The sequence below is a fragment of the Lactobacillus sp. M0393 genome (assembly GCF_016102025.1).
In the GTDB taxonomy this organism is placed as follows: Bacteria; Bacillota; Bacilli; order Lactobacillales; family Lactobacillaceae; genus Lactobacillus; species Lactobacillus melliventris.
The window spans coordinates 1-22,655 of the sequence record NZ_JACFPK010000010.1 but is presented as its reverse complement, the minus strand read 5'-3'; the positions used below and the strand labels follow the sequence as shown (position 1 = coordinate 22,655).

The following is a 22,655-nucleotide window of genomic DNA, read 5'->3' as shown; positions in this document are numbered from 1 at the left end:
GTTTCTTTATTTATGAAAAGTATTTTTTATGGCTCTATAATTTATCCTGTTGATGACTTATCCATGTAGTAAGCTGTTAATAGGTTTTTTAGCACAAAATCCAAATGCGCACAAGTCGCCAGCCAATGGCTAAAACAAAAATAACATTAAAAACAATGATTACCGACTTGATGAAGGTCATATTTTGGTAAAACTTTGGCCGGGCTGCAGGCCGAACCTGCTCGGACTTTTTAATCTTTTTCTGGTCTTTTTTGATTGATAAAGATGCATGGCGTCTTTTTTTACTTTGCGTTGGCTTAGCGCTTAATTCTGTAGCAATTAAGTTATGTTTTGTTGCTTTATTTTTAGCGATTAAGTCGCCTTGCACAACCGTCCGGTGCTGGCCGTAGCCATACTTAGAGGTATTAAAGTCAGAACAGGTAATCAGCGTGATCATGCTTTTATCCTGCACGTTGTTTTCGACTTCAACCTGAGTGGGTTTAATGGCAAAAGAAATTGTTTTGATTTTATACGTATATATATGATGTAAGTCAGTTATGTAAATGAGGTCGCCCGGGCGTGATAAGTGCAAATTATCTAAAACGGCAGGACCATAAGACCCCATGTAGTGTCCTGCAAGTACGTAATTATTAGCACCACCCATGACACGGTCGGGCAGGCAAGTTACCACACCGTATTCTAAATTTTGATTCTGGTCTCCATAACCGGCAAAAAGGGGATTATGAATATTGACACTGGGAATAGCAATTCTGCCAATGGCATAGGCCTTAATTTGTTTAGCTCTGAGAACTTCGGCTGCACTGACTGACTTAGTTTTGCTGGCATCGTAATTTGTTTTGCGTTTTTTATTTCTATCTGCTTTCTTTTGTGTTAAAGTGGTATTTGCTTTTTGCGCATTTTGTTGAACGACATAGGAGTTACCGAACCCGGAACCAAAAAAGATCAGAGTTACTCCCAGGTAAAAAAGGGCTCCTAATAGTAATACACGAATAGTAGACCACACTTGATATTTTAAAGAACGTTTTTGCTTTTTATTTGCCATTGAACTATTTCTCTTTAAACTTCTATATTAGGTTTCTGCTATTATTTAAGTATAAATTTGCGTAAAGCACAATTATTTGTTTTGTAGGAAACACTTAAAAATAATAATCAAATAAGTATTGAAATCGCTTATGCACTACTTTATAATATCAGCTGTAAGTAGACGTGTTACTGATTTGATCAGGCATTAACCTATGAACAATACTTATTTTGGTACTGTTTGTAGGTTTTTTTATTGGAAAGGAAGTAAGTTGAATGAAATTTGTAAAAAATTTTAACAACAATGCTGCCTTGGTGTCTGATAAATCAGGAGTAGATTGGGTGGTGATTGGTAACGGGATTGGTTTCGGCAAAAAAGCCGGCGATCCCATTGATGAGGACAAGATTTCGCGCCGTTTTATAGCAGTTGGGGAAAACCTTAAAATGGTTGACAGCGTGCGGGATATTGATCAGAGAACTTTAGCATTAACTACTGCTGTGATTAATTTGGCCAGCAAACAATTGCAGATAACTTTTTCGGATTATCAGTTTATGGTATTAGCAGATCATATCGACTTTATGTTAACCCGTGCTACTGAAAATATTGAATTGGGTCAGGATACGCTTGGCTGGGAAATGCGGAAATTGTTTCCTAAAGAATACGGTACGGCTCAGGAAGCGTTAAAGTTAATGCAGGAAAAAACCAAGCTTGATTTTCCTACAAGCGAAGCAGCATATCTGACATACCATTTTATTAACGCTGGCTCTGGTCAGACCAAACTGCAGGATACTATCAAAATTACTAAGCTTATTCGCGGAGTAGTTGATATTATTCAGTATCAATATGGGATGCAACTTGATACTGAATCATTTAATTTTAACAGGTTCATGACGCATTTACGTGCCTTCATGGTAAGGCATATGTGTGGCGAATGTGAGAAGGATTCGGGTGAAGAACTTGATAATTCTTTAATTGAACTGATGAAAGTCAAGTATCAAAAGGCGTATGACACTGTCCAAAAAATCGGCACGTACTTATATAAACAAACAGGCTGGAAAATGCAGCCTGATGATCAGGTATATTTAACTCTTCATGTCTGGCGGGTAACGCACAGACAAAATGATGAGCAATTACGGGAGAGTTAATTCTACGATATTTTAATAATTAATTAGTTTAAACGGTGTGTTACTGTTTACAGGCATTAACCCGAGAACTTTAGGTGGAAGTCTCACAATAAATTAGTGAGATGTTTTCTTGAAGTTCCCGGGTTTTGATTTTTAGGAGGAAAAATGGCTTACGAAGATCTAAGTCGTGAAATTATCGCCGATATTGGTGGTAAAGACAACGTAGTCAGTGTAGTTCACTGTACTACCCGTTTACGTTTTAAGTTAAAGGACATGAAGAAGGCAAATGATGACAAACTAAAAGCCACTGATGGCGTAATATCTGTTGTCAAGTCTGGTGGACAATACCAAGTCGTTATTGGTAATAATGTCGCTGATGTCTATGATACTTTGGTTAAAGTAGGTGGCTTCGCAAATGGCGGCAGCGTTTCTGATGATGACGTTGACAACAGCAATATGAGCTTAGCTGATAAATTTATTGACTTGATTTCCGGTATTTTTAACCCACTTCTAGGTGCAATGTGTGCTGGTGGTATGATTAAAGGCTTTAACGCAATGTTTTTGGCGTTTGGCTGGCTATCAGCAACTTCTGGAACATATGTTATTTTAAACGCCATTGGCGACAGTTTATTCTATTTCTTACCTATTATTTTAGGAATTTCTTCAGCAAAAAAATTTGGAATCAACACATATCTAGGTGCCACTATTGGAGCTGCCCTTTGTTATCCTTCAATTGTGTCGATGGCAAGCAGTAAAACTGCACTGTTTACTGTATTTAAGGGCACATTCTTAGAAGCACCTGTTCATATGACTTTTTTGGGCATTCCGGTAATTTCAATGAACTATACCACCTCGGTTATTCCGATTATCATTGCGGTCTGGTTTGCTTCCAAAGTGCAAAAGGTTGCCCGTAAGATTATTCCAGATGTTGTTAAAACTTTCTTAGTACCATTTATCGTTTTATTAATTACTGTTCCAGTTACTTTTCTTGTTATCGGACCAGTTGCAACTTGGCTAGGTAACGGAGTTGCGGAAATTGTGAGTGCAATTTATAACTTTAGCCCAGTGATCGCTGGTATCTTAATGGGTGCTTTCTGGCAAGTATTTGTCATCTTTGGCGTTCATTGGGGCTTTGTGGCAGTTATGATGACTAACATTGCTGCTATGGGCTTTGACCCGATTATTGGTTTATCATTTGCAGCCTCCTTTGCTCAAACTGGTGTGGTTTTAGCTATGATTTTTCAAACTAAAGACGAAAAGACTCGCAGTCTGGCTATTCCCGCATTTGTATCAGGTATCTTCGGTGTTACCGAACCAGCTATTTATGGTTTAACATTGCCACGCAAGAAGCCATTCATTCTTAGCTGTATTGCTTCTGCTGTTGGTGGCGGCTTAATTGGACTCTTTGGCACAAAAACTTATTTGATGGCTGGAATGGGTATCTTTGCAATTCCTTGTGCTATGGGTAAAAACGGCATTGACATGGGTGTCTATGGCTTAATGATTGGTATGGCTGCGGCAATCATTTTAGGCTTTATATTGCAAATGCTTTTGGGTAAGAAAAGTGTAGATGAGAATTTAACTGGACAAGCTGCCGGTTCCGCTGCAACAAATGGTGCTGCAGATTCAGCAGCTGTTAAGCCGGAAGTTTCATCTGATAAGGAAGAAAAATTAGTGGCTCCGTTAAACGGACAGGTTGTACCATTAAGCCAAGTCAAAGATGAAGTCTTTTCCAGCGGCTCAATGGGTAAAGGCGTAGCGATTAAGCCTAAAGATGGTCAAGTTTGCTCACCTCTTGATGGTGAAGTAGTGATGGTTTTCCCTACTGGACACGCTATCGGCCTTAAATCCAATAATGGTGCAGAAGTCATGATTCACATCGGTATGGATACAGTTGAACTTGATGGCAAGGGCTTCACTACTTTAGTTAAAAAGGATCAGAAAGTTAAAAAGGGTGAACCTTTGATTAGCTTTGATCTGGAAGCCGTCAAAGAAGCTGGTTTTGAAACTACAACACCAGTGGTTGTTACTAATTCTAATAATTATCATGAAGTTAATGCTGTTGCAAATGGTACAATAACCATTGGGGATGCATTACTAGATTTAAAATAACGAAAGGAGACAATGATGACTACAAACAATTTTCCTAAAGGATTTTTATGGGGCGGTGCTACTGCTGCTAACCAATTAGAAGGTGCCTACCAAGAAGGAGGCAAAGGCTTATCCTTGCCAGACGTTTTACCTGGTGGTAAAGACAGAATGAAGATTATTGCTTCACCTGACTTTGATTTTAAGCTAAACCCAGACTATGTTTATCCTAATCATATTGGTATTGATCACTATCATCATTACAAAGAAGACATTGAGCTTTTTGCTGAAATGGGATTCAAGTGCTACCGCTTTTCAATTGCCTGGTCCAGAATCTTTCCTAATGGGGATGAGGAAACTCCTAATGAAGAAGGCCTTAAGTTCTACGATGCTGTAATTGACGAGTGTTTAAAGCATCACATTGAGCCTGTAATTACTATTTCACATTACGAAATGCCGCTGCATTTAATTACTGAATACGGCAGCTGGAAGAATAAGAAGCTGATCGACTTCTACGAGCGCTTTGCCCGCACTGTTTTAACCCGCTACCAAGATAAGGTTAAATACTGGATGACTTTCAACGAAATCAACAGTGCCGCTCACTTCCCAATTATGGGTCAAGGCTTAACAACAAGTAATGGCGCTAGTGACAAGAAGAATGTTTATCAAGCATGGCACAATCAATTTGTCGCTAGTGCTAAGGCTGTTAAAATTGGTCATGAACTCAATCCTGATATGAAAATTGGCTGCATGATTCTATATGCTACAACATACAGCTACGATTCTAACCCTAAGAACCAATTGGCTACCTTGCAAGATAATCAGGCTAATAACTTCTTCTGTGCCGATGTTCAAGTTAGAGGACATTACCCAGCTTACACTAAGAGTTTATTGGCTCGCCAAGGTGTTAAATTATCAGACCTTGATTACACTGATGAAGAACTGGCATTGTTAGCTCAATATCCAGTTGACTATATTGGCTTTAGTTACTACATGTCTTCTGTAGTTGACGTTACCCACGAAAACCAAGAAACTACTAACGGCAACTTGATGGGCGGCGTTAAGAACCCATTCTTAAAGAGCAGCGATTGGGGTTGGCAGATTGACCCGACAGGCTTAAGAATTGCCTTAAATCAACTGTCAGACCGCTATCAAAAACCTGTATTCATTGTTGAAAATGGTTTAGGTGCGGTAGACAAGCCGGATGAAAATCATTATGTCGCAGATGATTACCGGATTGATTATTTGCGTGAACATATTGAAGCTATTTCCCAGGCAATAGACGATGGCGTTGACGTCATGGGCTATACTCCTTGGGGTTGCATCGACCTAGTTAGTGCTTCAACTGGTGAAATGTCCAAGCGTTATGGCTTTATCTATGTTGATGAAGATGATGAAGGTCACGGCACCTTTAAGCGCTACAAGAAAAAGTCTTTTGACTGGTACAAGAAGGTTATTTCTACTAACGGTGCTGATTTAGGGTAAATGTTTTGATTTAAAAATTGACTATTAAGTTAAGGCAATGTATCGTGGTATATGAAAGCAGGTAACTAGAGTATCTGCTAGATGTTGATTTGAGATGGGTGGATTGGACTTAGTTGCACTCACTCAAGGAGTCTTGATAGGGTTGTGTGTGAACACCTCAAGCCAATAGTAAAACACTCATTGTTGCAAATAATAAAGGAACTCTTTAAAGGAGTTCCTATTTTTTTGAAAGAAATATCACAGACAGCCTGGTAATTATGTTTGCGTAACAGATTTTTTTAAAAAAATTATAGTTTAGGTCAAATAAACATGACATTATTGCAAACAACATTAATTGATGGTGCACATAAAAAGATTATTTTCAAAAATCCGTCCTATAACTCTAATATGAAATGATTCCCAAGTTAATTTAAATTGTACTGCTTAATAAAAAGTAAGTTTCAAATTGATATAACCCCCAAATTTAGGAGTCATATCAAAGTCCTATTTTGATTATTTAAAATTTAGTTGGATGTTCCATGTCATTAAACTGAAAGCGGGCATATTTTTGCATTAACTTCTCGGTGCTTAATCTACTTGGGTAATTGCCACTTTCCTCTTATTTTGTCACTTATACTATATTGCGTTAATCATAGACTCAACAAAAAATCCTGCTTTTGTGGATAATGTAATTGTGCATTATCTACTTAAGCAGGATCATTCACTAAAACTACTTTTTCATATTGCAATAGAAAATTGGATAAGTTATGCTTTTCTAGTCCTAACACAACTATAATGATGCCCATTTACCATTATTAAAATGATTAAATAAGCTTTTGTTTTCTTCCAGCAGCCCAATTATCTGTTGTCTATCATAAACGGCTACTCCATGAGTATTAAAGATAGCAACAATTTCTACTAAATCTTTTGCTTGAATATTTCCTAATTCTAATTGAATTACTTTATTATTCACAGTCAAATTTAGTTTAAAAAAGTCTGGATTAAAATCAATTGGGCTAATTCTAACTTTTTTACGATATGTAATTTCAGCCTTAGTGATATTCTCAAATAAATATGATTTTGTATAAATTTTTTTGATATGTAATAACTGCATAAGTTTTATTACATCATTTGAACTATAACTTAACACAGTAATTCCGTTTTTATTAATCTGCCAATATCCACTAAAACATGTTGGTAAAGTAATAAAAATTCCCACCAAAATTATGAGTCCCAACACCCACCAAGGTTGATAACCAAATCCAGTCATAAATAATGACACCAAAATGACTAAAACTAGTCCTAAGATTACATGCAGAATGTTTACTTTATGTCCAACAGTTACACTTTTATCCAAGTTACTAAATCCTGAATTATTCGCAGGATAGAGTTGTTGTCCTGCAATCATTTCTTCGTTTGACTTCATGATATTCACACTTTCACAATTTAGCAGTAACCATTTTATTTGTATTTAATTATACTACGTCTTGTTTTTTTAGAAAGCGTTTTTCTTAGCAGTAATGAATAATTTTTGCTGTTTAGTAGGACTTAGAATATAAAAGTTCATTATTCAAATTGATAATAAAAAGCTGGTTACCAGTGAATGCTGGAACCGGCTTCTATTTATACTAAATTGCCACCGGTTTTTTCCTGCACAATTTTTTGCAACTGCTTACTATATTCAGTCATGCCGATTAAGGCAAACTCTTCTATTTGCCTTGCGCAATTATCCAGATAAACCTGTTGGGGATCAAAATGATAGTTAATAATGTTTTCCAAGAATAATAGAGTCATCTTATTAAAGCAGGTTAGTGGCTGGGTGTGAATCTCATGGGATTTTTCCACCAACTGCTTTGCTTGCTGGTACTTGCTTTTTTCCAGACAAATGCTAATCATATTGATTAATATTCCCAACACTATAAATTGAAGACCGTCATTTTCGCTATCTTTAAATTGTTGAAAAATTTTGTTAGTAATGATCATATCAGTGGCAAAATCATAAAAAACCATGCAATTCAGGAAAATTTTGATAGTTTTCCAGTCAAAATTCTCTTCATTAAAGAATTTATTTTTTAGTTGCTGAATTTCCGCAGCGCTTAATTTCTCTTTAGTACCATCTATAATAGCCAGGATCGAGTTCACACGTAACATTAACTCATTTTTACTAGCAAGCCCACTACCTGCAATAGCCTGTTTGATTTCTTTTAGGCGTTTAATATCAAAATTATAATAAGCGTCTGTCATTTGGGCATTAATCTTCTTTTTGAGATTATCTTCACTTTCAGCCTGGTAATCAAGTTGCTTAAAAAAAGTAGCAATTTTAACGTGATTTTGCCGTAATAGTTCAATTAAATCTGCCGCTGAAATACGGGTCAGATCTTTTTCTACTTTAGAGTAAAAAGAGGGGCTGATAACATCGCCAATCCATGCGCGTTGAGTTTTCCCAGCTTCTAAACGGTATTGTCTAAGTAAAGCACCTATAGTCATAATTTAACCTCACTAATTTTTTGTTTCATATATGACACTTTTTTATTCTCAATTTTAGCTTAAGTACAATTGAAAATAAAGAAAGCTAAAAAGGAGAAAAAATTATGACCATCTTTTTTAAAAATAAAGAATATCGCAAGTTTTCAATTGCCAGTATTTTATCTAGTGCTGGAGATATTTTATTCTATTTAGCACTGATGACGTATGCCAGTCGGCTCAAAAACTATTCGCTGGCTTTATCATTAATCGCTATTTCTGAGTCAGTTCCCCGGCTGTTTTCTAGTGTTGGTGGCTATCTAGCTGACCGGACGCAGAATAAATTTCAAAAAATAGTCTGGATGGCCATGATTAGAGGAGCGCTCTATTTGCTAGTCGGCTTTCTTTTTAGCCAAAATATTGCCGGTTGGAATTTAGTAATAATGGTGATTATCATCAACTTTATTTCTGATACGGCCGGAACTTATTCTGGTGGTTTAACAACGCCTTTAGTTATCAGTCTGGTTAAAAAAGATGAGATTGCTGAAGCTGAAGGCTTTACCAGCGGTGTTTCACAGGTAATTACTTTGGTTAGTCAGTTTGTTGGGTCAGGACTTTTGCTATTTATGTCATATTCTGCACTGGCTGTAATTAACGGTCTGACTTTCATTGTGGCTGGGTTAATTTATTACAATATTGCTGGAAGTCAGCGTAAAAAAGGTATTGCAACAGCTACACAAGAAGTCGATGATCGCGGTTTTGGGGCTACCTTGGTCTTAGCATTAAAGCAAGTGAAAAAGGCTAGTGGCCTAATTACTACCGTACTGGTAATCGCCGTTTTAAACGGAGTTCTCAGCACGATCGAGCCCCTGATTTCTATTGTCATTGCGGGCAATCGTCAGGTGATGGTCATCGGAACCTATAGTTTTACAATCGCGTTAATTGGCGCTATGGCAGGAATAGGCGCTGCCTTAGGCAGTATTTTTGGTACAAATTTATTTAAAAAAGTTAGCCTTTATCTCATTATTATATTTGCCAATATTGCTGGTGCAAGTGTCATAATTGCGATCTTATGCAAACAAATCTGGTTCTGTTTAATAACTTACTGTATCTTAGGCTTTTTTGCGGGAACTGCTACACCAAAATTGACGCAGTGGATGGTAGGTGCAGTTGATCATAAAATTTTGGCGTCTTCCATTGGCCTGATCAATACGATTTTATTAATTGCCAGTCCCTTAATGACAACTGCTTTTACCACCTTATCAGCGATGACAAACGTGCAGTATTCTCTTCTAGGATTATTGATCGTCAGTGTTCTGCTTTTTGCAATTACCTTATTGGTGATGAGAAAATCCGCACAAAAAGCGTAATAAATAGCCATTTAGCTAGTAAACTTGCAGTTGCTTTTTGCCAGCATTTTTCTAAGCCAGATATAAAAAGCCGTCAAGATAATGATGTGAATCCCAAAATTAGGATACTTTATTAGTTGTTAACTGAGAACTAATTGCACTTATTTGATCGGAGTTAGTTCTTTTAGTTTGGTCTTAATTTGATAATTATGCCAAAGCTGATAGATTATAATTTTATCTTGTTTAGCTAATTTAGACATAAAAAAGCCCCAAAAGTTGGATAATTTTTGGGGTTCAGTACAGTTTTTGCTTTTTAAAAAATTGAACTAAAATTGTGCTAATTTTTTCATATTAGCTTCGTCTAATCTTACTTTGATATTACCTTTCATTTTGACAGTTGGATCTATCGCCCTAACATGCTGCAGCATAGATTTCATCTTGATCTATCTCAACAAATAAAGGTGATTTAACAGACTTTTCTGCTACTCTATATTTCTTTGGTGAAGATATGAGAACTGTTAAGACCGTGTTAAAAAAAGGACCAATCTTAGCTTCACAACATATCATGGAATTATCTACAAAAAACCGCTTGGCTAATCTTTCTGAAAAACTACTTTTACAATTTTGAGTATCTTTCCCATATAGTCATCAGGTAGTTGCTCTAAATATTGAAATGATCGATTATGATAATTGATTGTAACTAGCTGATCTAGCATGACTACGCCTTTTGTTTGAGATGCAGCAGGTAATTCTTGATATAATGGGTAGCGTCTTTTAGTAGTAGATATAGGAGCAAACACAGCAATATGAGCGTATTTTTCAACCCCTTTATAGCTTAAATATAAATAAGGTCGTTTGCCAGATTGTTCATGCCCCTGTTTAGGACTTAAATCCATTAATAGAATAGATCCTTGCTTAATTACCATTTTTCATTTCCTTTTCTCTCATCTGGTAACTTAATTTCGGTATCAAATTCTTCACCTGAATAATCTTTAAAAAGTTCTTCAAAAGTTAAATCAGGTGTATCATCTTGCTTTGACATTATTACTTTGTTGTCCTCAATTTTAAAGTTTAGCTGATCTCCTATAGTAGCGTTTAATGCTTGCAAGACTGCTTGGTTTAATCGGATGCCTTTAGAATTACCCCATTTAGATATAGTAGCACGAATCATAATTTTCTCCCTATAAAAAATAAACAATGTATATCCTGAAATGTAATAAAATTATACAATGTTTATCTACGGAGATCAAGCAAAACAAAAAAGCATCCTGAACGAAATATGATGTGACCACCAAAATTAGGATACTTTATTAGTTGTAAGTTAGTTCTTATTTATTAGCACTTTTTCTCAAACTGAAAAAGATAATGAGAATAAAGTTAATCAGTAGGGTAAAGCCTGTAGTCCAGAAAACAGTTGCGTAGTTGAACAGTCCCGAGATAGTGGAGCCCATAAGTGACCCAAACACAGAACCAACTGCTTGAAAAGACTGATTGTAGCTAAAGATACGACCAAAACTTTCGGCCGGAGTGTTCAGTGTCAAAACGGTCTGTGCTGCCGGTAACATGGCAGCACTGGCAATTCCGAGCAGAAAACGCAATCCTGCCAGCACCCAAGGTGAATGTGTCAAAGCCATAGGTATAAAGAGGATCGCACCTACAAATAGACCAAGACGCAATATTTTTAGCGGACCAATTTCATCCATTTTATGTCCGATTTTGGAAGCAGCCAGCAGTGTTCCGAGACCTGGGGTTGCAGCCACAATTCCCGCCACAAAGGCAATGTTTTTGCTATTAGGCATCATTGACTTAACATACAAAGAAACAATTGGATCAATTGACATGTTAGCGGCCTGCACTAAGAGAGTAGTCACGAACATCACCACAATCAGCTTAACGTTAGGCAAAGACTGCATAATTTCTTTCATTGGCTTCATTTCTGCACGAGAAATCGGGGTAAAGTTTTCATGAACTAAGAAAGTTGAGCCCAAGAAAACCAGCACCATTAAGAAGCCGGTAATGAAGAATGGAATGCGGTAGCCCCAGACTCCACCTAACCAATTACCGAAGAAGTTTGACAAAACCCCACCTAAAAGTGGTCCTACCAAGTTTCCTGCCGTTCCGGCGGTCATCATTTGACTCATCACCCAGCCGCTTTTTCTATGGGGAGTTTCCCCTGCGATTAAAGCGGTGGCGTTGTTAATGTAGCCGGAAAAAGCACCCTGAATAAAACGCATCACAATAATGTAAATAGCGTTAGGAGCAAAACCGGTAGCGGTAATGGTCAAAGCCATGACTCCAGAAGCACGCATGCACATTAACTTACGGCCCTTTCTGTCGGCCAAATTGCCCCAATAAGGTGAAACTATTGCCTGAGCAATAAAGGTCATGGCAAAAGCAAGACCGGAATACATGCTAATCTGCAACTTGCTGTAGTTTCCTAGGTCAGCGATAAATAATGAAATAAAAGGCATTGTCATGGAGTAGCCCATGCCTGTAATAAAGCAGCCTAGCCATAAAGTAACAAAAGCTTTATGCCAGCCAGCTGGAAATTTTTCGGAAACTGTCAAAACGTCCTCGCTTTCTTTTTTAAGATTTTTCTAAAAAATACGATATCTTTTCTATTTTAGCACAATAAATTTGCTAAGAATTTGCTAAATAGCTGATATTTTCATATTAATCATGTTAGGATATTATTTCTGAAAGGAAGGGGTGGCTGGTATGGAAAGAAATTCACACTTGACCAGGCAGGAATATCGTGAAAAATACAGTCAAAAGTCTCAGCTTCAAAATAAAGAAATGACTAAAACAGCACTCAGAGGGCATGATACCTCTCAAACTCGTGCCGATTATCGTCATTTAAAATTAAATTTTTGGGATATATTTGCAGATCGACCATATGTTGCGGTGGCCATTGTTGTTTTGGCTATTTTCTTAGTTATGGCTAAACTGTGGTGGCTCCTTGCTGGGCTGGCTGTTATTGTCGCAATCGGTATTTTCGTCATTGGCCGCAGTCACCATCCCGATCGCGTTCTTAGCCTGGAATTTAAAATGAAGTCATCTCGGAAATTAAGCATGTTACGAGCTTTGCAATTTGGCGGCTCGATCATCATGTTTCTGGCTACTTACATGAAAAAAGTAGTAACAGTCAATTTTTCTACTGCTGGTTCAACCGATGGGTTACAGATTGTGCAGGGGATTTTATCTAATCGTGGCGGTGTCTATGGTCAACAAGGATCATATTTCTTGAGTTTATTAAATACCCTAACTGGTGGACAACTTTGGGGTAAATATCGCTATGCCACTAATAGTGCCCAAATGATGAACAGTAGCGCTGGACGCTTAATTATTATGTGGATATTACTTTTAATGATTGCGCCTGCCTTTTGCGTTTTAGCACAATTTTTCCGTGAACCCTATTCACGCAATACGGCTTTAGCAGCTTCAATTGTGGCAACCATCAGTTTCGTGTTAACTCCCCGTTTACTAAGTAAGTGGATTGTAGAATATGCGGTAGAAAACCGCATGGCAAGTGCTCAGGCACAAGCCGCTATTAGCGTGGGGCCAATGGCTTATGTGGCAATCTTCTGCGCAATTTTAGTTCTAGTTATTTCTATTTATCGGGTAATTAAAAAGGACAGGTTCGTCTAAAATAGTCTTCTCATAACGTTTAACTTAAATAGCATTAATGCTGGCACCTTAGTGGTGCCAGTTTTTTTGTGAAATTAATTTCTGAAAATGAAACAAATATTTCAAGTTGTGAAATACGTATTCACTTTCATGGAAAGCGGATACAAAAAATAAGAAAGATGTTATAAATATAAAAGTAAGCTAGCTTAGAAAATATCAGCTCAGGTTGAGCAGAGTGAATTAAAGGAGAAAAATATGTCCGAAAAAGATAAACGTTATTCCGTAGTCATTGCAGGTGGAGGTAGTACTTTTACTCCAGGATTTGTTTTAAGCTTGATTGCTAACGAGGACAGATTTCCACTGAGAAAGCTGAAATTTTATGATAACGATGCCGAAAGGCAAAAGAAAATTGGTGATGCGTGTGCAATTATTATGAAAGAGCGCGCACCGCAAATTGAATTTTCGTATACGACTGATCCTAAAGAAGCATTCACAGATGTTGACTTCGTTATGGGATCAATTCGGGTTGGTAAATACCACATGCGTGAACTCGATGAAAAGATTCCGTTAAGATATGGCGTTAATGGTCAGGAAACAACCGGACCCGGAGGAATGGCATATGGGTTGCGTTCTATTCCAGCTATTATTGAGATAATCGACTGGATGGAAAAGTATTCGCCAAATGCTTGGATGATTAACTATTCTAATACCATAGCTATTGTTGCAGAAGCTTGCCGCAGATTAAGACCAAATGCTAAAGTAATTAATATTTGTGATATGCCTGTAGCAATTATGACAAGAATGGCTCATATTTGTGGCTTAAATGATTACCATGATCTTGATGTTAACTACTATGGCTTAAACCACTTTGGCTGGTGGAAAGAAGTTCGTGATAAAAAGACGGGCAAAGACTTGATGCCTCTTCTCAAAAAGCATGTATCTGAAAATGGCTATTGGATCGGTGGCGAATACGATAAAGAAACTGAAGCAAGTTGGGCTGAAACATATAAGAAGGCTAAGGACTGCTATGCTCTTGAGCCAGAAACTTTACCTAATACTTATATGCAATATTACTATTATCCACAATATGAAGTTCAAAACGCTGACCCTAACCATACTAGAACAGATGAGATTCGTGAATACCGGCAAAAGATTGTCTTCGAAGAATGTGCCAGAATTGTCAAAGCTGGTACGGCTAAGGGCAATATTTGGGAAGCAAGTGCAGAACATTCTAATTATATTGTTGATATTTGTCATGCGATTGCTTATAACACTCACGAAAAATTCTTTGCTAACATTCCAAATAACGGTGCGATTGCTAATATGGATCCTGACTCTGTTGTTGAAGTACCTTGCTGGTTTGGTGCTGATGGAGTCCAACCTATGGCAACTGGAATGGCCGGCAGATTCCAAAAGGGATTAATGGAAGAGCAACAAGCATGTGAAAAGCTGGTCGTTGATGCTTATGAACAACATTCATACACTAAGATGTGGCAAGCCTTTGCTCTTAATAAGACGGTTCCGGATGCCTTAGTTGCTAAGAAGATTCTTGATGATATGATTCCGGAAAACAAGCCATACTGGCCAGAACTTAAATAGTTGTTAGGGAGATGATAGCTTATGATGCAGAAGTTTCAAAAGTTTGGTGCAGCAATGTTTGTACCGGTGCTTTTGTTTTCATTTGCAGGAATTGTCGTTGCATTTGGTAGCTTGTTTACCAATCAGGCAGTTTTCGGCTCTCTGGCAAGCCCAGGAACAACTTGGAATTCAATTTGGGATACCATTAGTGCAGGTGGTTGGACAGTTTTTAAGCAGGAAGCTTTGCTTTTCGTCGTGGGTCTACCAATTGGTTTAGCAAATAAATCCAGAGGTAGGGCTGCCATGGAAGCAGTAATTACCTACATGACTTACAACTATTTTGTGGGTGCTATTTTGACTCACTGGGGCGCCAGTTTTGGTATTCCTAACTTTGATAAAATTCAGATTGTGGAAAATTCCACTAACCACGGACTAACAGAAATAGCAGGGATCAAAACGCTGGACACCAGTATTATTGGTGCTCTAGTAGTTGCTGGTATAGTAATTTGGCTGCATAACCGTTATTTTGATAAGAAATTGCCGGACTGGCTGGGAACCTTTCAAGGGTCCACATATGTTTATATTTTAGGCTTTTTCCTTATGATTCCGCTGGCACTTATTACTTGTTGGGGTTGGCCTAAAGTCCAGCTAGGAATTACGCAATTACAGCATTTTATTGTTAGTAGTGGTGTCGTTGGTATTTGGATTTACAACTTTTTAAATCGGGTTTTAATACCAACTGGGTTACACCACTTAGTGTACATTCCATTTCAATACGGTCCAGCTGTAGTAGCAGGAGGTTTGCAACCTTATTGGTTGAGACATCTGACTCAGTTTGCTATGAGTACTAAACCATTAAAACAGTTGGCTCCTCAATTGGGCTTCCAATTATATAGTAACGAAAAGATGTTTCTTGCTCCCATCATTTGTTTGGCCTTTTATGTTACTGCTAAAAAGAATAAAAAGAAACAAACTTCAGCTTTGTTAATTCCAGCAGCTTTGACTTCCTTTTTTACAGGTATTACTGAGCCAATTGACTTTACTTACTTGTTTGCGGCACCAGTTTTATGGATCATTTATTCATTACTTTCAGCTACTATGAACACTATTATGTTTAGTTTTGGCGTTGTTGGTAATATGTCTGGTGGTGCCATAGATACGGCCGCAGAGAATTGGATTCCTTTGTGGGCTAACCATTGGCAAACTTTTCTTACCCAAATTGTGATTGGGATTATCTTTGCAATTATTACCTTCTTTATCTTTAAATATATGATTGTGAAGTTTAATTATATTACTCCCGGTCGTGAAGAGGATACTGAGGAAGTCCACTTGATAAACAAGAAAGAATACCAAGCTAGAAAAGCTGAGCAAGCAGTTACACAAACAGATGAACAAACTGCGACTGATCCATATATTGAAAGGGCAACTGCCTTTTTAGACTTATTAGGTGGAAGTTCCAACATCAAAGAGTTAAGTTCTTGTGCGACCAGACTACGTGTCACTGTGGCAGATCCTGATAAGATGGGCTCTGATGCTCAGTTTAAAGCAGCTAAAGCCATTAATGTTGTCCATCACGGCAAAGCAATTCAAGTTATTGTTGGCTTAGATGTTGCCCAAGTCCTTGAAGCAATGCAGGAACTAAGAAAGCAGGATAATAAACAAGATTAATTAGGGCTAGAACGCTTGTATAGGTAAAAGCAATTTGTCATATGTAAAATTACTTTATATGGAGCGTTGATCTATGTCAAAATTAGAATATTTAGTCTATCAAAATAGTAGTAAATTGAATGATTCTGAAATAAGGGTCATTCAATTTATTCTAAATAATGCAAAAGCGTGTAAAGGATTAAGTCTTACTGAGCTTGCGCGCAAATTATACGTTTCACGTTCGGCGATTTTCCGTTTGTGCAAACATTTGGGTTTAAGCGGCTATGGTGAATTGAAATTTATCCTAAATGAAATGGTTCAGGAGCAGGAGCAAAGTGAGAAAAATAAAGTTCTAACGAATAACTTTGGTTCCGACTTAATTAAAGAAACAGAAAATCTAGTCAAAAACTTTCAATCACTTAATTTAGACCCTTTTTTTACTGATCTGAGTAAAGCAGAACATAAATATATTTACTCTACCGGCTGGATTCAACAGATGCTGTCTGATTATCTTTCTCACGAGTTATTACTTTTTGGCATTTCATCAATAGTTTTGCCAGCTGCTGTCAGTGAACTGGAAATGGTAGGAAAAATAGCAGAAAAAGGCGACATGCTCTTTATTATTTCTTACACGGGCGATAATAAAGAAATTAACGATGAACTGGGTAAGTTTGAGATGGTTAACAACAAATTGCGTTATGTCTCCTTTACAGACCTAAAGCAAAATAAACTTGCTTCGCTTTCCGACTATAATTTCTACTATCCGACTGTAAAATTTTCGTCTAGCAATGATGTTTCGTTTATACTGGCTTACACCTTGGTGGATTTCATCATAAACAAGTTTGATATTTGGCAAAAAGAAAAAAGTGATAAAAATGGTAAGTAAGATAAACAACTTTGTGATTAGTTTCTTGAATAGGGCCCATTTAGACACCAAAAAAATTTTGACAACCTATATCTATGCTTTAATTTTAATTCCCTTGTTTTTCGGTTGCTTTATAATTTTGACATCATCTATTGCTAAACAAAACATCAATGTTGTTTTGAACAATACACCTTTGATTGCAATAGATATGATAGTAGCTCTTACGGATTTTATTATGGGTTATTATATTTGGCTCAAGAAAGATTTGATTCTTAAGCATGAGGGTAATTATCACTTTTTGATGTTCAGTCAGGCGATCAGCCAGTTAATGGTCGGTAACATTTTTTGCTTGATTTTGGCGCTTTTTGGCATCATACGTATTAATGAACAATCCGGCAAATTAAAATGTCAAAGCAGTTTTATCAAAGTGCCTGCTGTTATCTTTTTGACTATCTTTGGTTTTTGTTTAGTTTTAACAATTAGTATATTTATTAGGAAATAGGTAGAATTAATGTTTAATATATTTAAAAAACGCGGTTTTACAGTGGCTGCAGCTTGTGATGGGAAACTAATGCCAATTACAGATGTGAAAGATGAAGTTTTTTCTCAGAAAATGCTAGGCGATGGCTACGCCATTAAGCCTACAGATGGCAAAATTTATTCTCCTGTTGCAGGAACTGTCACCACAGTCTTTCCCACTAAGCATGCAATCGGCATTACTACTGATAATAATTTAGAAATATTGGTCCATTTAGGAATTGATACTGTGGAATTAAAAGGTGAGCCCTTTGAAGTGGCTGTCAAACAGGGTGATACTGTTAAGCAGGATGATTATTTGGCAAGTATGAATACAGAACTGATTACGGCTGAAAATTACGATGATACGGTAATAGTTGTTTATACTAATATGGACGTCATAAAATCTGTTTCTGATGTGTCGGCAGGTGATACGACCCACGGTGACACAGTTCAGACTCTGCAGTTTAACGCTTAATTATTTTTAAATAAGATGCTTCGACCGGTTAAATAAATTAAAGCCTTGAGCTTTAATTGCAATTTTAACTACCTCGGAGCGTTTTTTATTTGATATTGTAAAAGTATAGGTTTGGATTTATTATGAGGTTAACTAAAGATTAATCATAAATTGTATTGTAAATAGAGTAAAAGACTTGTTGTTTAAATTAATTTCAATGAAATTAGGAGGGGACTTGTTTATGCTTAATAATATTGTTCTGATCTTGCTAATAGTTGATGCTATTTACTTAATATATCTAGTTTGCATTAGATTAACACACAAAACACCACAGAATTCTAAACTTGTCCAGTTTTATCAGCAGCAACATGTACGGTGGACTAAATTTAAGTACTTCTTCCTTTTAGTTCCAATTGCTTTCTTTCTTCTGCCATATGATAATAGTTGGAATAACTATATAACATCTTTGTTTGTGCGTATTATTGGAATTATTTTGTGGACGGCAATATTTTTAATTGGCGACTTTCTGGATGGGAAAATGTACCACTGGTATTTTAAAAATAATAGTAGGTAAAGAATAGTGGTGAATTCACTTTGAGTAGTAAAAACACTAACAGTTTAATAATAAAAACATCCAATGGCATGATTGAGTTACCAGCTCATATATCTCTTGATCAAAAAACTAGAAAAAAGCTTGAGCAGCAAAGTGAAGAGAGCTTTTGGAATAATGAAGTATACATGAATGTTCTCAAAAGATTAGCGCAAGAATAAATAAAAGCACCTCTGGCTTAGCCTAGGGTGCTTTTAAAGTGAAACTATTTTTATTGTTTGAATGGGCTAAATTAAACTAATATTACTAAGCTTGCATTTGACGCAAAGCTTCCGTTGTAACTTTTGATACATTAATTTTATTTTTTTAGCCCAATTATTTAGATCCTCTGGCAATGAAATATTGCGCCGAACAGTTTTACTATATTTACTACGCCACTTTGTCATATTAACTTTAACCCAAGATATTTGCTGCTTTTTTTCAACTTCCACTTTGTTGGATCTTGAACTCTAGGATAGCCTTGAAGGTCAAGCATTGTTGCCATTGCATCTTCTGCATGATAAAGAGCTTCACCTATTGTTTGACCATCAGTGACTAAGCCTTGGATGTTAGGTGACGTAATTGCATAATAATGTCCTGATTCATCGTTACATTTTTCTATAATAACAGGATAAGCTGCAATTTCTTGTTTCATGTCAATTTAAATATGCCAAGTAAGAAACATTAATTTTTTAACCGGCTTCTCTGGCACACTCATAACCTTTCTTCTTAGTTTTCAAATATTATACACTATTAATGTGTATAATACACTTGAATTTCCAATACTATGTATATTTTTGACTGCTTAATAGATATCACATAATTAATAATTGGCTTCTGGAAATTTTATATAAAAAATACAAATAACTGGGTTTTAATTTAAAGAGATTTTGACTATGGAATTGTTTAAATTTTAGATATTCAAACCAATTTTATCTAAAAATTTAGTAGTTAATTTTCTTTTTTTGGGCCTTCCTTTAACGGTTTTAATTAAACCCTCTTTTTCTAAATCTTCTATAGCAGTTTTTACTTTTTTAGTTGATATTTTTTCTGTGCTTTTGATAAAGCTGATCAAACTTGTGTCTTGAACGCTGCCATCAAAACTATTGAATAAAAATGACTGTGCATATACATATAAGATATTGAATTCAAAGTTAGGATAATCAAAATCTTCTAATTTCTTTTTGACAAAATTTAAAATGTTATGGTCATCTTTTAAATTACCTAGGACATATTTTTGCCCAGAAACTAAGTATTTTAGCAAACTGATAACGAATAGTGTGATTTCGCCGTAATTTTTTTCATTTTCAACTTCTTGAAATTCTTTATAATATCTTGCCTTTTTTTGAGTGATCTGATAAGAAAAGCTGACAGCAGTATAAGGGTCAACTTTTTTTCCAATATAACTGCAAAAGAGATACCTTCCTAACCTGCCATTACCGTCATAAAAAGGATGAATATATTCAAAATAATAGTGGGCAACACAGGCCTTTAAAATAGGATCATATTTATCCAAATTGATAAATTTTAGCCAATTTTCTAATTGTTGATTTATCTCATCTTCGCTGTTTTTGGGAAGATGAACAGTTTGAACTGAGTTGCCAATTCTGACAAAACCATCCCTAAATAGTTTGCCGTCGGGTAAGTTACTTTTTGCTATTTCACCTTTTAATAAAGAGTCATACAATACTCTGATATCTTTTAGCTCATTAAGTTGATATGTTTTACCGTTTTCAATATCAAAATACATTTTAGCAAAAGATTGGAAACGCACAGTTTTATTATGATTATTAATATTTTCTACGGCTCTGTTAATTTCTTTTGTAGTAGAAGCAACATTTTCAATATCATTTGTACCTTTAATTTCTTTAATTAACAAATCAATGAAAAATTGCTCTCTGGCAACACCTGGAAGCTTGCCAATGAGTGCTTTGATTTGAGCGGAGTTCTCTCTAATGATAGTTAGCAGTGAATTATAATCTTCAATTTGTACCAAAAAAAGTGGCAATTGTGTAGGTATTCTAATTTGTTCGCGCACATCTATGGGGTTTATTGCTAACGGAAACTTAATTGTGCCATAGCCATTAAACCTTTTATTAAATTCACTAGTAACTGGCTTGCCTGGATGTTGGTAAGAATAAATTCTCAATAAGTGATATTTTGACATAATTTAGTTTACCTTTCTAATTATAAATTCAAAAAAGGCCACTTTTTGAATTTATTTTCGATTATACACTATATTTATTAAAAATATTGCGATTTTAGCAATAAATATTTTAAAAAGCTACATAAAAATACGAAATATACTGTATTGAACCAAAAAATTATAGAGTAGTTGAACTTTTTAGATAATTTCCCTGATTACCCTTTTCGAAATAGAGTAGGCTTTTCGAAATAGAGTAGGCGCAATTACACGGCATACCTGGCTCTAAATCTCAACCACTAAAAGAATTACAAGTTTAATATGCTTTAAATTTCCATAAATGGAATAGATATTTCCAAATATGGTATAATATATTTAGAAAATAATTTGAGAAGTGAGCATTTTAAAATGAGCGCAACAATTACAAAACTACTAAATAATAAACACGTTTCGGTAAGGGAAGTTGCCGAAAAGAGTCACGTTTCAGAAAGTACACTGAGAAAAGCAATCGCTAGGCCTATTGAATCTTGGTCAATCAGAATTCTTGACGCCTTCGCGGCAGGTTTAGATAAAAGAGCTGGTGATTTATTAAATATGTTAAAACCGCAATCATATAATTTAGAAATTGATGACGAAACACAGACCATTCAGGGCGTCTTTATACCAGATAAAGACATGTACTTCGAAATCCGGGGAGTAGTGGAAGCCAGTCATTTAGAGGGCTGGAACCCCACTAAGGAAGATATTCAAGCCGTCTTGGACGGAGTTGTAAACCCTGATCCAGAAGAAGTTAAGGAAATTGCTGCAATTTGGAATAGTAACAATGAGTGACTGGATAAAAGATACGCTGTATCCTAATGGCATTTTGAAAAACAAATATCATATTCGAGATCAGCAAAGGCTTGAACAAGTAGAGTATTTGGAAGCAACACGGAGAGCAGCAATTTTTCTCCACTCTAAGCCCCAAATTAAAAAAATTCAGGATATAAAAAAGATTCATAAAATCATGTTTGGCCGTTTATATGATTGGGCTGGAAAATATCGACCGGGTAATTTTCAAAAAAACGGTTATGACTTTTGTGATCATTCAAGATTTGGATATGCGGAAGCCAATATTAATAATATTATGCAAAATCTGCCGCAAAAGAAGGCGTTAAAAGCCACAGACTATGCGCAGTTGTTAGATGAAATCAACTTTATGCACCCGTTTAGAAAGGGCAACGGCCGGAGCTGTAAAGTTTTTCTTTCTGCATATGCTGCAAACCATGGCCAAGTGATTGACTACCCACGAACAAATGCAGAGATGATCCAAGCGCAGATGGATGCTGATGTGGGACGAATTGCACAATTAATTAAGGTTCAAAATATGCCTAGCCGAGAAAATGCTCTTACTATATTAGCTAATAGGTATGGTAAAAAATAACATGTGTCGGATTAAGATGAAGTTTTTGAGTTAGAGTAGAAAGCAGGATAAATCAATTGAAGTATGAAGACAAGTTCAGACTAACGCCTGAAGAAAATAGACGCTTTGCCAAAACCAATTTAACCAAATTAGTCTTCACGAACTCACGCTTTGAAGGCCTGACTACCACTATGCCGCAGACCCAGACAATCATTGATGGTCTGGGCGTTGACGGCGTTCCAATCGATGATATTAATATTATTGTTCAATTGAAGCGAGGCTGGCAGTTTGCTATCAATGAAAAAAAGCCCCTGGACTTAAA

The 22,655-nt window shown here is 36.2% G+C and carries 21 protein-coding genes and 2 pseudogenes; 15 read left to right on the top strand and 8 right to left on the bottom strand.

The window, feature by feature from the left end; translation table 11 throughout:
- Nucleotides 1–88: 88 nt before the first annotated feature.
- A complete protein-coding gene (locus H3R29_RS08560; protein WP_198203057.1) occupies nt 89–1,042 on the bottom strand; it encodes a class A sortase in 954 nt (317 codons plus the stop codon).
- Between the two features lie 254 nt (nt 1,043–1,296).
- On the opposite strand from H3R29_RS08560, the gene H3R29_RS08555 reads away from it, so the two are divergent.
- The 3 genes from H3R29_RS08555 (at nt 1,297) to H3R29_RS08545 (ending at nt 5,718) form a co-directional block, all read left to right on the top strand.
- Complete coding sequence (locus tag H3R29_RS08555) at nt 1,297–2,166, top strand: PRD domain-containing protein (protein WP_198203058.1); 870 nt, start codon at nt 1,297–1,299, stop codon at nt 2,164–2,166.
- 144 nt (nt 2,167–2,310) lie between these two features.
- On the top strand, nt 2,311–4,257 hold the full coding sequence (locus H3R29_RS08550; RefSeq protein WP_198203059.1) for a beta-glucoside-specific PTS transporter subunit IIABC: 1,947 nt from the start codon (nt 2,311–2,313) through the stop codon (nt 4,255–4,257).
- A 12-nt stretch (nt 4,258–4,269) separates the two neighbouring features.
- Nucleotides 4,270–5,718: a glycoside hydrolase family 1 protein gene (locus H3R29_RS08545; RefSeq protein WP_305067115.1), complete on the top strand. Its 1,449-nt coding sequence runs from the start codon at nt 4,270–4,272 to the stop codon at nt 5,716–5,718.
- 769 nt (nt 5,719–6,487) lie between these two features.
- On the opposite strand, the gene H3R29_RS08540 is transcribed toward H3R29_RS08545, so the two are convergent.
- Nucleotides 6,488–7,123: a hypothetical protein gene (locus H3R29_RS08540; RefSeq protein WP_198203061.1), complete on the bottom strand. Its 636-nt coding sequence runs from the start codon at nt 7,121–7,123 to the stop codon at nt 6,488–6,490.
- Between the two features lie 197 nt (nt 7,124–7,320).
- Nucleotides 7,321–8,184, bottom strand: coding sequence for a helix-turn-helix domain-containing protein (locus H3R29_RS08535; protein ID WP_198203062.1), 864 nt, complete (start codon nt 8,182–8,184; stop codon nt 7,321–7,323).
- A gap of 104 nt (nt 8,185–8,288) precedes the next feature.
- Between H3R29_RS08535 and H3R29_RS08530 the strand changes: the two genes are divergently transcribed.
- Complete coding sequence (locus H3R29_RS08530) at nt 8,289–9,530, top strand: MFS transporter (protein WP_198203063.1); 1,242 nt, start codon at nt 8,289–8,291, stop codon at nt 9,528–9,530.
- Nucleotides 9,531–10,102: 572 nt separating this feature from the next.
- On the opposite strand, the gene H3R29_RS08525 is transcribed toward H3R29_RS08530, so the two are convergent.
- From H3R29_RS08525 to H3R29_RS08515, 3 genes are all read right to left on the bottom strand, one after another.
- The gene (locus H3R29_RS08525; RefSeq protein WP_198203064.1) at nt 10,103–10,435 is read right to left on the bottom strand and encodes a type II toxin-antitoxin system PemK/MazF family toxin; all 333 of its coding nucleotides are present in this window, start codon (nt 10,433–10,435) and stop codon (nt 10,103–10,105) included.
- The gene (locus H3R29_RS08520) at nt 10,429–10,680 is read right to left on the bottom strand and encodes a hypothetical protein (RefSeq protein ID WP_052059690.1); all 252 of its coding nucleotides are present in this window, start codon (nt 10,678–10,680) and stop codon (nt 10,429–10,431) included. Before H3R29_RS08520 ends, H3R29_RS08525 begins: the two co-directional genes overlap by 7 nt.
- Before the next feature lie 157 nt (nt 10,681–10,837).
- Nucleotides 10,838–12,076 (bottom strand): MFS transporter, encoded by a 1,239-nt coding sequence (locus H3R29_RS08515; protein WP_122038106.1) that lies wholly within the window; start codon nt 12,074–12,076, stop codon nt 10,838–10,840.
- A gap of 142 nt (nt 12,077–12,218) precedes the next feature.
- Here H3R29_RS08515 and H3R29_RS08510 point away from each other — a divergent pair, with 142 nt between their 5' ends.
- The 8 genes from H3R29_RS08510 to H3R29_RS08475 all read left to right on the top strand — a co-directional run bounded on the left by H3R29_RS08510 (nt 12,219) and on the right by H3R29_RS08475 (nt 18,970).
- Entirely contained in the window at nt 12,219–13,157 is a 939-nt protein-coding gene (locus H3R29_RS08510) for a cytochrome C5 (protein ID WP_370567399.1), read from the top strand.
- Nucleotides 13,158–13,391: 234 nt separating this feature from the next.
- Complete coding sequence (locus H3R29_RS08505; protein ID WP_187157118.1) at nt 13,392–14,735, top strand: 6-phospho-alpha-glucosidase; 1,344 nt, start codon at nt 13,392–13,394, stop codon at nt 14,733–14,735.
- A 21-nt stretch (nt 14,736–14,756) separates the two neighbouring features.
- Nucleotides 14,757–16,382 (top strand): alpha-glucoside-specific PTS transporter subunit IIBC, encoded by a 1,626-nt coding sequence (locus tag H3R29_RS08500; RefSeq protein ID WP_198203065.1) that lies wholly within the window; start codon nt 14,757–14,759, stop codon nt 16,380–16,382.
- 73 nt (nt 16,383–16,455) lie between these two features.
- On the top strand, nt 16,456–17,247 hold the full coding sequence (locus H3R29_RS08495; protein WP_198203066.1) for a MurR/RpiR family transcriptional regulator: 792 nt from the start codon (nt 16,456–16,458) through the stop codon (nt 17,245–17,247).
- Nucleotides 17,237–17,728: a hypothetical protein gene (locus H3R29_RS08490; RefSeq protein WP_122026575.1), complete on the top strand. Its 492-nt coding sequence runs from the start codon at nt 17,237–17,239 to the stop codon at nt 17,726–17,728. The genes H3R29_RS08495 and H3R29_RS08490 overlap by 11 nt, the downstream gene beginning before the upstream one ends.
- Before the next feature lie 9 nt (nt 17,729–17,737).
- Nucleotides 17,738–18,220, top strand: a complete 483-nt coding sequence (locus H3R29_RS08485; protein ID WP_046325615.1) for a PTS glucose transporter subunit IIA — start codon at nt 17,738–17,740, stop codon at nt 18,218–18,220.
- 220 nt (nt 18,221–18,440) lie between these two features.
- On the top strand, nt 18,441–18,773 hold the full coding sequence (locus tag H3R29_RS08480; RefSeq protein WP_198203067.1) for a hypothetical protein: 333 nt from the start codon (nt 18,441–18,443) through the stop codon (nt 18,771–18,773).
- Nucleotides 18,774–18,793: 20 nt separating this feature from the next.
- Complete coding sequence (locus tag H3R29_RS08475) at nt 18,794–18,970, top strand: hypothetical protein (RefSeq protein ID WP_198203068.1); 177 nt, start codon at nt 18,794–18,796, stop codon at nt 18,968–18,970.
- A gap of 85 nt (nt 18,971–19,055) precedes the next feature.
- Here the strand turns inward: H3R29_RS08475 and H3R29_RS09265 are convergent.
- Nucleotides 19,056–19,443: pseudogene (locus tag H3R29_RS09265) on the bottom strand (type II toxin-antitoxin system HicB family antitoxin).
- A 258-nt stretch (nt 19,444–19,701) separates the two neighbouring features.
- Nucleotides 19,702–20,955, bottom strand: a complete 1,254-nt coding sequence (locus H3R29_RS08465; protein ID WP_198203069.1) for a Fic family protein — start codon at nt 20,953–20,955, stop codon at nt 19,702–19,704.
- Nucleotides 20,956–21,339: 384 nt separating this feature from the next.
- Between H3R29_RS08465 and H3R29_RS08460 the strand changes: the two genes are divergently transcribed.
- From H3R29_RS08460 to H3R29_RS08450, 3 genes and pseudogenes are all read left to right on the top strand, one after another.
- Nucleotides 21,340–21,762, top strand: coding sequence for a helix-turn-helix domain-containing protein (locus tag H3R29_RS08460; protein ID WP_198203070.1), 423 nt, complete (start codon nt 21,340–21,342; stop codon nt 21,760–21,762).
- Complete coding sequence (locus H3R29_RS08455) at nt 21,755–22,354, top strand: Fic family protein (protein WP_198203071.1); 600 nt, start codon at nt 21,755–21,757, stop codon at nt 22,352–22,354. Before H3R29_RS08460 ends, H3R29_RS08455 begins: the two co-directional genes overlap by 8 nt.
- Nucleotides 22,355–22,410: 56 nt before the next feature.
- Nucleotides 22,411–22,655: pseudogene (locus H3R29_RS08450) on the top strand (filamentation induced by cAMP protein fic); the annotation flags it as partial.